A 13,351-nucleotide genomic window follows, 5' to 3' on the forward strand; every position below is an offset into this window, starting at 1 on the left:
CCACCCAGGTTAGTAGACCTCCAGGCCCTTTGCGCGGAAAACGTCGCGGACTTTTTCCACGTCCTCCGGTTTCGGCGGCTTGGTATCTGCCAAGTGGTAGGTCATATCGAGCCCCTCCCACTTGTCCTTGCCCATATTGTGGAAGGGCAAGACCTCGACGCGCTCCACATTGGACTTCCACCGCGCCACAATGGAGGCGACGTTTTCGACGTTCTCGGCCGAATCCGTCAGGCCCGGCACGACGACGAAGCGAATCCACACCGGCTTGCCTATCGCGTTGAGGCGGTCACCAAAATCGAGCGTGGGCTGCAGCTGGCGCCTCGTTACGCGCTGATAGGTTTCCTCGTCGCCCGACTTCACGTCCAGCAGCACAAGATCGATATTGTCCAGGTCCTCATCGCGCAGGCGCGAGCCTAAGAAGCCTGAGGTATCGATGGTGGTGTGGATGCCGGCGTCGTGGACCTCCTTAAGCACGCGGCGGGTAAACGCAATCTGGAAGAGGGGCTCACCACCGGAGATGGTCAGGCCACCACCGGAGGCCTGGAAGATGGGCTTGTAGCGCTTGATGCGTTTGACCACATCGTCGACCCGCTCCAAGGTGCCGGTCTTCATCTCCATGGTGTCCGGGTTATGGCAATACTGGCAGCGCAGGGGGCAGCCGGACATGAACATGGTCATGCGGGTGCCCGGGCCGTCGACGGCGGTTACCAGCTCCCAAGAGTGCACGAGGGCGATATCGCCGGTGCGGCGCGCCTCCATGAGCTCGGGGCGGGTAATCTCATCGAGTTCGTGGTCGGTTCCCAGGCCCGCGGCAACACCGCGAACGCGCTCGCCGGATTCCGGCGACAGGGTGACCACACCAGTAATGCCATCAGCCATGATTATGAACCCTGGTGGAAGGTGCGGGAAATGACGTCAAGCTGCTGCTCCTTTGTGAGCTTGACAAAGTTGACCGCGTAGCCAGAGACGCGAACGGTGAGGTTCGGGTACTTCTCTGGGTGCTCGACGGCATCTTCCAGCGTGGACTTGTCCAGCACGTTGATGTTGGCGTGGTACAGGCCAGAGTTCATCTTGTGCTCGTCGCGGCTGGCCTTCATGTCTGAAAGGCGTTCTGCATAGGTTGGGGTTGCCATGATGGTTCTCCTTGTCGTGATTCTTATTGTTCCATGATGAAGCCGGCATCCAGCACGCCCACCAGGTTGGTGATGCGCTCTTCTGGGGTGCGGCCCAATCCGGACGGGGTGATGGTATTGGTCAGCGAGATGCCGTCCAGGGCATCCTTGTAATCCAACTTGCCCACCGACAGCATGGAGGCGACCATGCCGTGGTTATCCGCGCCGTTTTCTGGGTTAGCACCCGGGGAGAAGGGGGTGCCGGCCTTGTGGCCCGACGGGAAGGAACCTGTTGCCTTGCCGTAGACCACGTTGGAGGTAATGGTCAGCACGGACTGGGTGGGGATGGCGTTGCGGTACATCGGGATGGCCTTAATCTTTTCCATCACGGTGTGCACGATGGTGGCGGCGATATCATCGGCGCGGTCATCGTCGTTGCCGTAGAACGGGAATTCGCCTTCGGTGATGTAATCCGTAATCAGGCCGGTCTCATCCCGGACCGGGGTGACCTTGGCGTACTTGATGGCAGAAAGCGAATCGGCGACGATGGAAAGTCCCGCGATGCCGCAGCCCATGGAGCGGATGATATTGGAATCATGCAGCGCCATTTCCACGGCCTCGTAGGCGTACTTATCGTGCGAGTAGTGGATGATGTTCAGTGCCTCGACGTAGGTGCCAACCACCCAGTCCAGCATCTCCTCGTACTTTTGCCAGACCTCGTCGAAATCCAACGGGCCATCGCCTTGAATCGGCTCGTAGCCTTCGACGATTTGCTTGCCGGAGACCTCATCCCGGCCGCCGTTCATGGCATAGAGCAGGGCCTTGGCGGCATTGACGCGGGCGCCGAAGAACTGCATCTGCTTGCCCACTTCCATCGGGGACACGCAGCAGGCAATCGCCGCGTCATCGCCCCACTCATCGCGAATCTGGCGATCAGACTCGTACTGGATGGAGGAGGTTTCAATGGAGATGTGTGCGCAGAATTCCTTGTAGCCTGCGGGCAGCTCCGGATCCCAGAAAATGGTGATATTCGGCTCCGGTGATGGCCCCAGGTTGATCAGGGTCTGCAGGAGGCGGAAGGAAGTCTTGGTGACCATGTGGCGGCCGTCGCTGCCGAAGCCGGCATCGGACCAGGTGGCCCAGTACGGGTCGCCGGAGAAAATCTGGTCATAGTCGATGGTGCGCAGGAAGCGGACAATGCGCAGCTTCAGCACGAGCGCGTCGATGATTTCCTGTGCCTGCTCCTCGGTGATGATGCCAGCGGCCAAGTCGCGCTCGAAGTAGCAGTCGAAGAACGCGGACAGGCGGCCGATGGACATGGCGGCGCCGTCCTGGGACTTGATGGAGGCGAGGTAGCCAAAGTAGGTCCACTGCACGGCCTCGTGTGCGGTGCGCGCCGGCTCGGAGATGTCAAAACCGTAGGACTCGGCCATCGCCTTGAGCTTCTTCAGGGCCTTGATCTGCTCGGAGTGCTCCTCGCGGTAGCGGGCCCAGTGCTCGGAAAAGCCGGCATCGGCAATGGCATCGCGGGCCTCAATCTTTTCCTGGATGAGGAAGTCCACGCCGTACAGCGCCACGCGGCGGTAATCGCCGATGATGCGGCCGCGGCCATAGGCATCGGGCAGGCCGGTGATGATGTGTGATGAACGGGCGGCGCGGATGCGCGGGGTGTAGATATCGAAGACCGCATCGTTGTGGGTCTTGCGGTAGCGGGTGAAGATCTTCTCCACCTCGGGGTCTACCTCTTTACCTGCCTCGCCGATGGCCTGCTTAACCATGCGCCAGCCACCGAACGGCATCATGGCGCGCTTGAGCGGCGTATCGGTTTGTAGGCCGACGATGACGTCATCGTCTTCTGAGATGTAGCCGGCCGGGAAGGCATCGATATCGGTCGGGGTGTGCGTATCGACATCGTAAATGCGCTTTTCGCGCTCGACTGACAGGTAGTCCTTTTCCAGGGTGTCCCACACGCGCAGCGTCTTATCGGTGGGGCCAGCGAGGAAGCTGGAATCGCCGTCATAAGGCGTGTAGTTGCGCTGGATGAAATCGCGGACGTTGATGCCCTCGGTCCAAGGGCCGGGCGCAAAACCTTCCCACCCTTGATACTGCTGGGGCTTAGTTGCGGTAGTCATAATTCCCTTCTTCTGGGTCAAATTTCCCGGGGCACATGCCGCCTTTTTCTTCCCGCAGCATCAAGCCCCGTCACCTCTCCATTGTCGGCCCGATTCGCGAAATTAACAACCATAAACATCGCCGTGAGCACCAGTTATAAACCGGTCATCATACTTTGCTGGTAGCCCGATTTATATAAACCTCCCGTACGTTTTTGTTCGGGGGCAATCTAGCCCCGATCGTGGCTTTGCTCACGTACACTTTGGCGCCGACCTGCGTGTACCTCTACTGTTAAGGCGGTCAGCTTCGCTTCCGTAACAAGGAGGACTTCGTGGCGTCCCAGCCCAAGCACCCCGTAGACATCGTTCCCCCCGCGCCGAAACTCGCCGCCCTTGGGCTGCAGCACGTCCTCGCGTTTTATGCCGGGGCGGTCATCGTCCCGCTGCTCATCGCCAGCTCGTTGAACCTGGACGCGGAAACTACCATCCACCTCATCAATGCCGACCTTTTAACCTGCGGCATTGCGACGATCATTCAGTCGGTGGGCATCGGCAAGCATATTGGCGTGCGCCTGCCCATCGTGCAGGGCGTGACCACGACGGCGGTATCGCCCATCATCGCGATTGGCCTGGGAGCCACCGACGGCGAGGGCGGGGTGGCATCGCTGCCCACGATTTACGGCGCCATCATCGTCGCGGGCCTTTTTACCTTCTTCGCCGCGCCAGTCTTTGGCAAGGTGCTGCGCTTCTTCCCGCCGGTGGTTACCGGTTCGGTGCTGCTGGTGATGGGCACCTCGCTGCTGGCGGTATCGGCCAATGACTTTGTCAATTATGCCGAGGGCGTGCCGGCCACGCGCGATTTGCTCTATGGCTTTGGCACGCTGGCGGTCATCATTATGGTGCAGCGTTTTTCCTCCGGCTTCGTGGGCACGTTGGCGGTGCTCATCGGCTTGGTCCTGGGCACGGGCGTGGCGCTCGCGCTTGGCGATGCCTCCTTTAGCGAAGTCTCCTCCTCCCCCGCCCTCGGCATTACGACGCCGTTTTATTTCGGCATGCCGAAATTCGACCTCGTGGCGATCTTCTCGCTGATTATCGTCATGATCATCACGATGGTGGAAACGACTGGCGATGTATTTGCCACCGGCGAAATCGTCAAAAAGCGCATCCGCCGCGATGATGTGGTGCGCGCCATCCGCGCCGATGGCGTTTCTACCCTAGTGGGCGGCGTCATGAATTCCTTCCCCTATACCTGCTTTGCGCAAAACGTGGGCCTGGTGCGCCTGACCAATGTGAAATCGCGCTGGGTGGCCGTAGCAGCCGCGGGGTTCATGATCGTGCTGGGCCTGTTGCCGAAGGCCGGCGCGGTGGTCGCCGCGATTCCGTCGCCGGTGCTCGGCGGCGCATCGCTCGCGCTTTTTGCCAACGTGGCGTGGGTGGGCCTGCAGACCATTGCAAAGTCGGATCTCAGCGATGGCCGCAACTCCGTCATCGTCACCTCCGCGCTGGGCCTGGCCATGCTGGTGACCTTCAAGCCGGAGGTTGCCACTGCCTTCCCGGAGTGGGCGCAGACCTTCGTTTCTTCTGGCATGTCCATCGGCGCGATTACCGCCATTCTGCTCAACTTGTTGTTCTTCCACACCGGCAGCGCGAGCACGCAGGTCTCGCGCGCCGATGGCAAGGGCGTGAGCCTCAACGAGCTGAACGAGGCCTCGCGCGAGGAGTTCACCGCCGCGCTGCGCCCGCTCTTTAATAATGAGACCTGGCCGCTGGAGCTAGCCTGGCAGTCCCGGCCGTTTAGCGATGTCAACGAGCTGCGCGCCGCCATCCAGGTTGCCGTGCTGACCGCGGATGCTGAACGCCGCGATGCGCTCATCCACGACTACCCCGCGATGGACGAGCTGCTTTTGGCCTCTGCCGATGAGGCGGCGAATATTTCCGCCGACCGCGGCTCGCTGGGACTCAGCGAGCTTGACGACGTGCAAACCGAGCGCATTACCGAGCTATCTGCCGCCTACCGCGAGCGCTTTGGAATGCCCTTTGTCGCGTACCTCGATACCAATGACACGGTGGAGCGCGTCATCGATGCCGGCGTGCGGCGCCTGGCCAATTCCGATGCGCAGGAATATCGCATTGCTCTCAGCGAAATCGTCGAGATCGCCAATGACCGCTTCGATATCCTGCTTGCCGATGCCAACCCCGTCCGCTCCTCCTGGGACCGCAAGTTCACCGAGGTAGATTAGGATCCGCAAAAGCACCGCAGTTCTTCAAGCAAGTACTGCGGTGCTTTTCTTGTGCGCCCGGTGAGACTTGAACTCACACGTCATAAGACACTAGAACCTAAATCTAGCGCGTCTGCCAATTCCGCCACGGGCGCGAGCAACGTTGAATAGTGTACACGGCGGGCTGATAAACAAGAAACCAGGGGCATTCCGTATTGCGGCGGCGGATAGGTAGGCTGGGTGAGGTGAGTATGCACGAGGATCAGAAGAAACGGCGCGTGAAGGTGCGGTGGTGGCACATCGCCCTCGTCATTTTTTTCGTGGTGCTTTTCCTCTTCCTCGCCTATTGGCAGTGGACGCGCTTCCGCTCCGGCTCGGGCACTTTCCAGAACTTGGGCTATGCCTTCCAGTGGCCTCTTTTTGCCGTGTTCGTGGTCTATGCCTATCGCACCACGCTGCGCTATGAAAATGAGCGCCTCGCCGCGGAAAACGAAGCCCGCGAGATGGATTCGCTGCAGGCCTCAGAAAACGCCGACGCAGAATCTAGTTCGTCCGATGGTTCTGAGGTGAGGGGTTCGGCGGAGAAAACCGCCATCGATGAGGATTTCTTGCCGCAGCGCCCGCAGCTAAATGTGGAAGAGTTTAATGCGTTGAATCAGCCCCGGCGCCGCCGCGGGTCCACCGCAGAGGATCGCGGCGAAGGCCCGACAGATAAAAGGAGAAAATAAATCATGACAAACCAGGTACACCCAGACCGCAAGGCGCGCATCCGCGGCCCGCTGAAGTTCTTTTCCATCGCGGCCACGGTGACCGGTATCTTCCTGATCATCCTGGTCATCCGCATGTTCTTCCAGTACGTCATGGGAGCAGAAATCCCGGAATGGGCGACCTATATCGCCATCGTGCACGGCATCGCGTACATGACCTACCTGCTGTCCATCCTGATTCTGGGCCCGCGCGCGCTGTGGCCCGCCGGCAAGCTGATTACCACCGCGCTCGCCGGCGTGGTGCCTTTCCTGTCCTTCTGGATGGAGCACAAGCGCCGCAAGGAAATCGAGGAGCAATTCCAGCTCAACGCTTAATTAGCCGGCCAGCTCCGCAATGAACGGGGCTAGCTGGGAAAGGGCGCGGCCGCGGTGCGAGACCGCGTTCTTTTCCGCAGGCGACATTTCCGCCGCAGAACGCGGCTCGCCTTCTGGTTGGAAGAGCGGGTCGTAGCCAAAACCATTAGCGCCGCGCGGCTCGCGCAAAAGCTTGCCCTCCCAGCGGCCCTCAGCCACGCGCTCTGTGCCTTCGGGGGTCACGAGGGCGCACACGGAGACGAAGGCAGCGGCGCGCCGATCATCCGGCACATCCGCCATCTGCGCCAAGACTAGGTCATTATTGGCCTGGTCGTTGCCATGTTCGCCGGACCAGCGGGCAGAGAGCACCCCGGGCATGCCGTTGAGCTCCTCGATGGCCAGCCCGGAATCATCCGCGATGGTCACCAGGCCCGTGGCGGCGGCCCCAGCGCGGGCCTTAATGAGCGCGTTATCGGCAAAGGTGCGGCCATTTTCGACGGGCTCTGGGTAGGGTTCGACCTCGGAAAGCAGGCGCAGCTCCACGCCCTCGATGCCCGCCTCGGACAAGATACGATCGAGCTCGGCCAGCTTCTTCGGATTGCCGGAGGCGACGAGGATTACCATCCCAGCGCCGCTTTCTGCGCCGCGATGAGCTCGCTGCAGCCCTTCTGGGCCACATCCAGCATGCCGTTGAGCTGCTCGCGGCCGAAGAGGCCGTGCTCGCCGGTGCCCTGGATTTCTACGAAGTCGCCGGATTCCTGCATCACCACGTTAAGATCCACCTCGGCGCGGGAATCTTCCTCATAGGGCAAATCCAGGCAGATTTCGCCGTCGATGATGCCCACGGAGACCGCAGCGATGGGATCGAGCAGAGGCTCGCCGGGGACGACGCCTTCGGACTTGAGGTGGGCGATGGCATCGGCAAGCGCAACGTAGGCGCCCGTGATGGAGGCGGTGCGGGTGCCGCCATCGGCCTGCAGCACGTCGCAATCGAGTTGGATGGTGTTTTCGCCCAGCTCCTCCAGGTCCACGGCGGCGCGCAGGGAGCGGCCGACCAGGCGGGAAATCTCGTGGGTACGGCCCTTGACCTTGCCGCGCATGGACTCGCGCGGCATGCGGTCGTGGGTAGCAGATGGCAGCATGGCGTACTCGGCGGTCAGCCAGCCTTCGCCGGAATCGCGCTTGAAACGCGGCACCCCGAGTTCGACGGAGGCGGTGCACATCACGCGGGTATTGCCAAATTCCACCAAGACGGATCCAGCCGGGTTGGTGGTGAAATTGCGGGTAATGCGGACGCTGCGCATTTGGTCGAGCGCGCGCCCATCGGCACGAGTAAATTCAGTCATGCCCTCCAGCGTAACTTAGAACTGCATGCCCGCAGTACCCAGCACGATTTCGCCGTCGAATTCCTCTCGTGCCGCCGCCACGGTGGCCTCAGCATCGCCCCAGGGCTGGATGTGGATTAGTACCAGCGTGCGAACGCCCGCTTCCCGCGCCGCGCGCCCCGCTTCCGCGCCCGACATGTGCATGCCGGGTGCCATGCCCTCGGAGGAAGCACCCCAGGTGGCCTCGCAGAGGAAGAGATCGGCGCCCCGGGCGGCATCGACAAGCGCGGGCGTATAAGACGTATCGCCGGAATAGGTAATGGTCTTGCCGGTCTTGGCGTGCTCGATGCGCAGCGCATAGGCCTCAACCGGGTGATTGACGGGGAAGGGGGTGATAAAGACGTCATCGACAAGCTGGCGCTCCCCCGCCACCCACGGGCTAAACGCCAAGGTATCGGACATATCGTCCATCCCATTTACCTCGTCAGAGGACAGGCGGCCTAGGTGCGTCGGCGTGGCGGAGGGGCCGAAGCAGAAGTTACGCGAGGCCGCCGGGGCGGTGGGATGGAAGCGGCGCCACACCATGAGGGAGGGAAAATCCGCGCAGTGATCCGCGTGCAGGTGGCTAAAGGCCACGTGAGCATCGCACGGATCCTGCAGTTGAGCTAGCTGGCCCAGCGTGCCCGAGCCCATATCCAGGATGATGGACGGTGCATTGTCGAAGGACACGACATAGCCGGAGGCAGGATTGTCTGCGGTGGGTACGCTACCGGAGCAGCCTAGGATGGTCAGCTTCATGGAACCAATAGTTCCATGAATCCGGCCCAAATGCTGGTACCGCGCGCAAAAGGGGGAGGATTAGCCGATCTGCGGGCCCAAAAAGCGCGTGGCCAGCTGGGCGAAGACCTCTGGATCACCGGTGGATTCGAAGGAATGGACCGTCTGGTTGCCCTCGGGGGCGAGCATGTCCGTTTCCGTGAGCAGGCGCATGACGTCCTTGGTGGTTTCCTCTGAGGAGGTCACCAGGGACACGTTTTCGCCCATGGCGAGCTGGATGGTGCCGGTAAGCAGCGGGTAGTGCGTGCATCCCAGGACCAAGGTGTCCACGCCCTGGGCCTGCAGGGGCGCAAGGTAGCCCTCGGCGACGCCGAGGATCTGGCGGCCCGCGGTAATCCCGCGCTCGACAAAGGGAACGAAGTCCGGGCAGGCCGCGGCTACCGCCTCAACATTGGGGTTGACCGCGAACAGGTCCTGGTACGCGCCGGATTTGATGGTGCCCTCAGTGCCGATGACGCCGATCTTGCCATTGCGCGTGGTGGACATGGCGCGGCGCACGGCCGGGCGGATGACCTCCAGGATGGGGATATCATAGCGCTCGCGGGCATCGTGCAGGAAGGCCGCGGTGGCGGTATTGCAGGCGATGACCAGCATCTTGCAGCCGCGTTCTACCAGCTCATCGGCGATATCCTGGGAAAAGGCCCGCACCTGCGAGATGGGCCGCGGGCCGTAGGGGCCGTGGGCGGTATCACCCTTATAGATAACGGATTCTTGCGGCAGCTGCTCCATTACCGCGCGGGCCACGGTCAGCCCGCCGACGCCCGAGTCAAAGATGCCGATGGGAGACGACGCGTTGGGCATTATTTCCTCCCTGCCTTTGCGGGGTTATCGGAAGTGATGAACATGCCGGCCGCTACACCGCCCAGGGCGCCGAAGAGGTGGCCTTGCCAGCTAATGCCCTCGGCGACGGGCAGCACGCCCCAAATCAGCCCGGAATAGGAAAAGCCCAGGATGATGCCCAAAATGATTTGCAGCAGGGAGCGATTGAAGACGCCGCGCACCACGAGGTAGGCCAGCCAGCCATAGACCAGCCCGGACGCGCCGATGTGCGAGGTACCGGCCCCGCCCAAAAGCCACGTGCCAAGGCCCGCCACCACGGTGGTGATCAGGGTGACCTCCCACCACACCCGGCGCCCAGACAAGCCGATAAGGAAGCAGAACAGGGCACCCGGCAGCGAGTTGGACATCAAGTGCTCCAGGCTGCCGTGCAGCAGCGGCGCCGTGATAATGCCCCACAGGCCGTCCACGTCGAGCGGGCGGATGCCGTAATTGGACAACCCGCCGCCGAAGACAACGGCGTTGATGAGGTGGACCGACCACTCCACCGCAAGGAACCCCAGGGCCAAGGATAGGCCGGTGCTGATGCGGCCACGGCCGCGGTTGTTCGTGCTGGTCGGCGCCGGCTGATTACGTGAAGTTCCACCCATAGTCATAATGGGCAATATCTTAGCCGAGCAAGTCGCGATACGCGCGAAGCCCCAGGCCAGGGCGTGCGGCGGTGACCGCGGTGACGATGGCCTCCTCCACCACGTCAGCCGCCGCGGCGCACAGCTGGACCATGTCCACCTCAGCGGGTTCCTGCGCCGTCGACAAGGCGAAAATGGTATCTCCGTCCAGTGGCGAATGCGCGGGGCGAACGGCGCGCGCAATACCGTCGTGGGCCGTCATGGCGAGGCGTTGGGCTTGGGCGGTGGTGACGGGGGCATCGGTAAGCACGGCGCCAATCGTCGTATTCAGCTTCGCCGCAGGGTGCGGCAGGTCGCGGTAGGTGTCCGCGTTGACCGGCGTGCGGCCCGGCGCGCCGTAGAGGTGGCCGGAGCGCGGGTCGATGACCTCGCCCACGGGATTGGCCACCATCGCGGCGCTGACCTCGTAGTTTCCCACCTTGCGGGTGGCCAGGCCGAAGCCGCCGCGCAGCTTGCCCGCCGTGGCGCCGACGCCCGCGCCGACCGTGCCGACCGTCTCGTCGTGTCCGGCCATCGCCGCTCGCAGCGCCGCCGCGCCATCCTCCGGTCCCGGGCGGGAGGGGCCCGCCAGCAGATCGAAAATCACCGCCGCCGGCACGATGGGCACGCGCGGGCCGGGCTTGTCCTCGCCAAAGACGGGGAAACCCACCCCGTGCGCTTCCAATTCGCGCATGACGCCATCCGCAGCGGCCAAGCCGAAGGCGGACCCGCCCGCGAGCACGATGGCGTGGACGCGTTCAACGGTATTGTGCGGCTGCAAGAGATCGGTCTCGCGCGTGCCGGGCCCGCCGCCGCGGACATCCACGCTGGCTAGCGCACCCTTCGGCCCGCAGTACAGCACGGTGGCGCCGGTATCTTCGCCGGAAAAATGGCCAATGCTAATTCCGTCGATCATTAATCCATCAACACTTCCAGCAGGGAGTCCTGGCAATAGGCCAGCCATTCCACCAAGGTATCGCGGTCCGTCATGAGGTTTTCGTCGGTCGCGTCCCCGGCCGCGACGTATAAGCGCAGGTCATTGAGGCCGGCCACGAAGGCTTGGGCTTCCTGCTCCGAAATGGAGACCTCTACCCCGCCGGTGGGGCCGAGCGCATTGCCGATGACCTGCAGGTTCTGCAGCTTCGCCCGTGCGATGTCATTTTCGTGCAGCGAGCGCAAAAGGGATGCATCGCCGTCGTATTCCTCATCGCCGGGCTTTTGGAAGTCCGGGAACAGCCGCGCCAGGGAAGGATCTTCTGGAGCCTCGGTATGGCCGGTGGGCATGTCCAGCATTTCCGCGAGCTCGTCTTTCGGCGCGGACTGGGCGCGGCCGATGATCGCCTCAGAGACGGTGGCGGTGAGGTTGCCGATGACCTCGCGCTCCATGGGCTCGAATACCGCCGTGATTTTGGGCCCGCGCATCAGCGATTTCTTCTTTTTCCACGGTTGCATCTATCTACCCTGCCTGTTGCATCGTCGCCCACAGACCCGCGATCTGGAGCTTTTTCACGTCCGCCTCAACCTTGTCCTTTTCGCCGCTGGACACGGCGGCCTTGCCTTCCGTGTGGACCTGCATCATCAGCTCGTTGGCCCGCTTTTTGTCGTAGCCCAAAACGGTTTGGAATACGTAGGACACGTAGCTCATCAAATTGACGGGATCGTCCCAGACGATGCACATCCACGGCAGGTTCTCGCTCGCGGCCACATCAACTTCGATTCCTTCATCCAAGTCGGGCGTGGCCATGGGAGAGCTCATACGGACTTCGGGGTGTTGCGGCTTCATGCCTTATAGCCTAATCATTTTTCGCTGGCATTTTGGGCATTGGGTCTCCCCGCAGCTCACCAGGGTGGTGGCCCGGGTATGCTGAAAGCTTCTTAACCTGTGAGTAGTATCAGGCTCATGAATAACATAGCACGCTCTATCGATCGCTCCACCGCTTTGCTCACGGATAAATACGAGCTCACCATGCTGCAGGCTGCGCTTCGCGATGGCACCGCCCACCGCAACGTGACCTGCGAGGTCTTTTCCCGCCGCCTGCCCAATGAGCGTCGCTACGGCGTCGTCGCCGGCACCGACCGCGTGTTGCGCGCGGTAGAGGACTTCCGCTTCTCCCCCGAGCAGCTGGAACAGATGGATTTCCTGGATGAAGATACCCGACAATACCTGCGCGACTGGCGCTTTTCCGGGCAGATCGATGGCTACCGCGAGGGCGAGCTGTATTTTCCCAACTCTCCTATCTTGACGGTGCGCGGCACCTTTGGCGAGTGCGTGGTGCTAGAAACCATCGTGCTGTCCATCTTGAATGCCGATTCCGCCGTCGCCTCTGCCGCATCCCGCATGGTCACCGCCGCCGATGGCCGCCCCATTCTGGAGATGGGCAGCCGCCGCACCCACGAATACGCGGCCGTAACCGCCGCCCGTGCCGCGTACCTCGCCGGGTTTACCGCCACCTCCAATCTGGAGGCCGGCTTCCGCTACGGCATCCCGGCATCTGGCACCGCCGCCCACGCCTGGACTTTGGCGCATACGAACCCGGATGGCACGAGCAATGAGGAGGCGGCCTTCCGCGCGCAAATCGATACCCTGGGCATCGATACCACCCTGCTGGTGGATACCTATGACATCACCAAGGGCGTCGACACCGCCGTCAAGGTCGGTGGCCCGGAGCTTGGCGGGGTGCGCATCGATTCCGGTGACTTGGGCGCGGTGACCCGCCGCGTGCGCAAGCAGCTCGATGAGCTGGGCAATCACAATACCAATATCGTGGTTTCCTCCGATTTGGATGAGTTCGCCATCGCGGGCCTGCGCGGTGATCCCGTTGATGTCTACGGCGTGGGCACCTCCGTAGTCACCGGCTCTGGTGCCCCCACCGCGGGCATGGTCTACAAGGTCGTCGAGGTCGACGGAGTGCCGGTGGCCAAGCGCTCGTCGTCCAAGCAATCGGTGGGCGGGGCAAAGCGCGCGCTGCGCACCTACCGGTCCTCCGGCGTGGCGGTAGAAGAGGTCGTCTACCCCTTTGCCGCAGACGCGCCGGATACGGGCCAGCTCACCACCCGCGAGTTGACCATTCCTTTAATGCGCGATGGGCACATCGTAGAGGACCTGCCCGATCTGGAGGCCTCCCGCACCTACTTGGACGAGGCCCGCAAGACCCTGCCGTGGGAGGGACTGGCGCTTTCGCGCGATGACGCCGCCGTGCCCACGCGAATGGTGGGCTTTGAGGACTAGGTCGCTAGACTG

Annotated in this window: 15 protein-coding genes and 1 tRNA gene; 4 read left to right on the forward strand and 12 right to left on the reverse strand. The window is 62.5% G+C overall.

From position 1 onward, the window contains the following. Window positions 1–9 precede the first annotated feature (9 nt). Genes pflA through pflB form a run of 3 tightly spaced genes read right to left on the reverse strand, consistent with a single transcriptional unit; the run spans window position 10 to window position 3,244 of the window. Entirely contained in the window at window positions 10–879 is an 870-nt protein-coding gene (gene pflA / locus CACC_RS09365) for a pyruvate formate-lyase-activating protein (RefSeq protein WP_005277788.1), read from the reverse strand. 2 nt (window positions 880–881) lie between these two features. Further along, entirely contained in the window at window positions 882–1,133 is a 252-nt protein-coding gene (grcA2, locus tag CACC_RS11635) for an autonomous glycyl radical cofactor GrcA2 (protein WP_005284503.1), read from the reverse strand. Window positions 1,134–1,156: 23 nt separating this feature from the next. Then, window positions 1,157–3,244 (reverse strand): formate C-acetyltransferase, encoded by a 2,088-nt coding sequence (gene pflB / locus CACC_RS09370; protein WP_005277782.1) that lies wholly within the window; start codon window positions 3,242–3,244, stop codon window positions 1,157–1,159. Window positions 3,245–3,555: 311 nt separating this feature from the next. On the opposite strand from pflB, the gene CACC_RS09375 reads away from it, so the two are divergent. Then, window positions 3,556–5,463, forward strand: a complete 1,908-nt coding sequence (locus CACC_RS09375; protein WP_005277780.1) for a solute carrier family 23 protein — start codon at window positions 3,556–3,558, stop codon at window positions 5,461–5,463. Window positions 5,464–5,515: 52 nt separating this feature from the next. Here the strand turns inward: CACC_RS09375 and CACC_RS09380 are convergent. Then, window positions 5,516–5,597, reverse strand: a tRNA-Leu gene (locus CACC_RS09380). Between the two features lie 96 nt (window positions 5,598–5,693). Here CACC_RS09380 and CACC_RS09385 point away from each other — a divergent pair. Further along, the gene (locus CACC_RS09385) at window positions 5,694–6,170 is read left to right on the forward strand and encodes an MreC domain-containing protein (protein WP_005277779.1); all 477 of its coding nucleotides are present in this window, start codon (window positions 5,694–5,696) and stop codon (window positions 6,168–6,170) included. Between the two features lie 3 nt (window positions 6,171–6,173). Continuing rightward, entirely contained in the window at window positions 6,174–6,524 is a 351-nt protein-coding gene (locus CACC_RS09390; RefSeq protein WP_005277777.1) for a DUF3817 domain-containing protein, read from the forward strand. Here the strand turns inward: CACC_RS09390 and rdgB are convergent, their stop codons facing one another. Genes rdgB through clpS form a run of 8 tightly spaced genes read right to left on the reverse strand, consistent with a single transcriptional unit; the run spans window position 6,525 to window position 11,893 of the window. Then, window positions 6,525–7,127, reverse strand: a complete 603-nt coding sequence (gene rdgB, locus CACC_RS09395) for an RdgB/HAM1 family non-canonical purine NTP pyrophosphatase (RefSeq protein ID WP_005277776.1) — start codon at window positions 7,125–7,127, stop codon at window positions 6,525–6,527. Further along, window positions 7,121–7,849: a ribonuclease PH gene (gene rph / locus CACC_RS09400; protein WP_005277773.1), complete on the reverse strand. Its 729-nt coding sequence runs from the start codon at window positions 7,847–7,849 to the stop codon at window positions 7,121–7,123. The genes rdgB and rph overlap by 7 nt, the downstream gene beginning before the upstream one ends. A 15-nt stretch (window positions 7,850–7,864) precedes the next feature. Then, window positions 7,865–8,626 carry an MBL fold metallo-hydrolase gene (locus CACC_RS09405; RefSeq protein WP_005277771.1) on the reverse strand — a complete coding sequence of 254 codons (762 nt, stop codon included), beginning with the start codon at window positions 8,624–8,626 and terminating at the stop codon, window positions 7,865–7,867. 60 nt (window positions 8,627–8,686) lie between these two features. Then, complete coding sequence (murI, locus tag CACC_RS09410; protein WP_005277770.1) at window positions 8,687–9,466, reverse strand: glutamate racemase; 780 nt, start codon at window positions 9,464–9,466, stop codon at window positions 8,687–8,689. Beyond that, the gene (locus CACC_RS09415; protein WP_005277768.1) at window positions 9,466–10,098 is read right to left on the reverse strand and encodes a rhomboid family intramembrane serine protease; all 633 of its coding nucleotides are present in this window, start codon (window positions 10,096–10,098) and stop codon (window positions 9,466–9,468) included. The genes murI and CACC_RS09415 overlap by 1 nt, the downstream gene beginning before the upstream one ends. Before the next feature lie 13 nt (window positions 10,099–10,111). Beyond that, window positions 10,112–11,026, reverse strand: coding sequence for a P1 family peptidase (locus CACC_RS09420; protein ID WP_005277765.1), 915 nt, complete (start codon window positions 11,024–11,026; stop codon window positions 10,112–10,114). Further along, window positions 11,026–11,562, reverse strand: coding sequence for a DUF2017 domain-containing protein (locus CACC_RS09425; RefSeq protein ID WP_005277760.1), 537 nt, complete (start codon window positions 11,560–11,562; stop codon window positions 11,026–11,028). Before CACC_RS09425 ends, CACC_RS09420 begins: the two co-directional genes overlap by 1 nt. Window positions 11,563–11,566: 4 nt before the next feature. Next, window positions 11,567–11,893, reverse strand: coding sequence for an ATP-dependent Clp protease adapter ClpS (gene clpS / locus CACC_RS09430; protein ID WP_005277757.1), 327 nt, complete (start codon window positions 11,891–11,893; stop codon window positions 11,567–11,569). Between the two features lie 117 nt (window positions 11,894–12,010). On the opposite strand from clpS, the gene CACC_RS09435 reads away from it, so the two are divergent. Continuing rightward, window positions 12,011–13,339, forward strand: coding sequence for a nicotinate phosphoribosyltransferase (locus CACC_RS09435; protein ID WP_005277754.1), 1,329 nt, complete (start codon window positions 12,011–12,013; stop codon window positions 13,337–13,339). The last annotated feature ends 12 nt before the right edge of the window (window positions 13,340–13,351 follow it).

The sequence above is a fragment of the Corynebacterium accolens genome (genome assembly GCF_023520795.1).
GTDB classification, from domain to species: Bacteria; Actinomycetota; Actinomycetes; order Mycobacteriales; family Mycobacteriaceae; genus Corynebacterium; species Corynebacterium accolens.

Bases quoted from the DNA above. Each gene is read 5' to 3' on its own strand.
- pflA (WP_005277788.1), bottom strand. From the start codon at position 879: ATGGCTGATGGCATTACTGGTGTGGTCACCCTGTCGCCGGAATCCGGC.
- CACC_RS09390 (WP_005277777.1), top strand. From the start codon at position 6,174: ATGACAAACCAGGTACACCCAGACCGCAAGGCGCGCATCCGCGGCCCG.
- CACC_RS09425 (WP_005277760.1), bottom strand. From the start codon at position 11,562: ATGCAACCGTGGAAAAAGAAGAAATCGCTGATGCGCGGGCCCAAAATC.
- CACC_RS09420 (WP_005277765.1), bottom strand. From the start codon at position 11,026: ATGATCGACGGAATTAGCATTGGCCATTTTTCCGGCGAAGATACCGGC.
- CACC_RS09385 (WP_005277779.1), top strand. From the start codon at position 5,694: ATGCACGAGGATCAGAAGAAACGGCGCGTGAAGGTGCGGTGGTGGCAC.
- clpS (WP_005277757.1), bottom strand. From the start codon at position 11,893: ATGAAGCCGCAACACCCCGAAGTCCGTATGAGCTCTCCCATGGCCACG.
- CACC_RS09435 (WP_005277754.1), top strand. From the start codon at position 12,011: ATGAATAACATAGCACGCTCTATCGATCGCTCCACCGCTTTGCTCACG.
- grcA2 (WP_005284503.1), bottom strand. From the start codon at position 1,133: ATGGCAACCCCAACCTATGCAGAACGCCTTTCAGACATGAAGGCCAGC.
- murI (WP_005277770.1), bottom strand. From the start codon at position 9,466: ATGCCCAACGCGTCGTCTCCCATCGGCATCTTTGACTCGGGCGTCGGC.
- pflB (WP_005277782.1), bottom strand. From the start codon at position 3,244: ATGACTACCGCAACTAAGCCCCAGCAGTATCAAGGGTGGGAAGGTTTT.
- CACC_RS09415 (WP_005277768.1), bottom strand. From the start codon at position 10,098: ATGACTATGGGTGGAACTTCACGTAATCAGCCGGCGCCGACCAGCACG.
- rph (WP_005277773.1), bottom strand. From the start codon at position 7,849: ATGACTGAATTTACTCGTGCCGATGGGCGCGCGCTCGACCAAATGCGC.
- CACC_RS09405 (WP_005277771.1), bottom strand. From the start codon at position 8,626: ATGAAGCTGACCATCCTAGGCTGCTCCGGTAGCGTACCCACCGCAGAC.
- rdgB (WP_005277776.1), bottom strand. From the start codon at position 7,127: ATGGTAATCCTCGTCGCCTCCGGCAATCCGAAGAAGCTGGCCGAGCTC.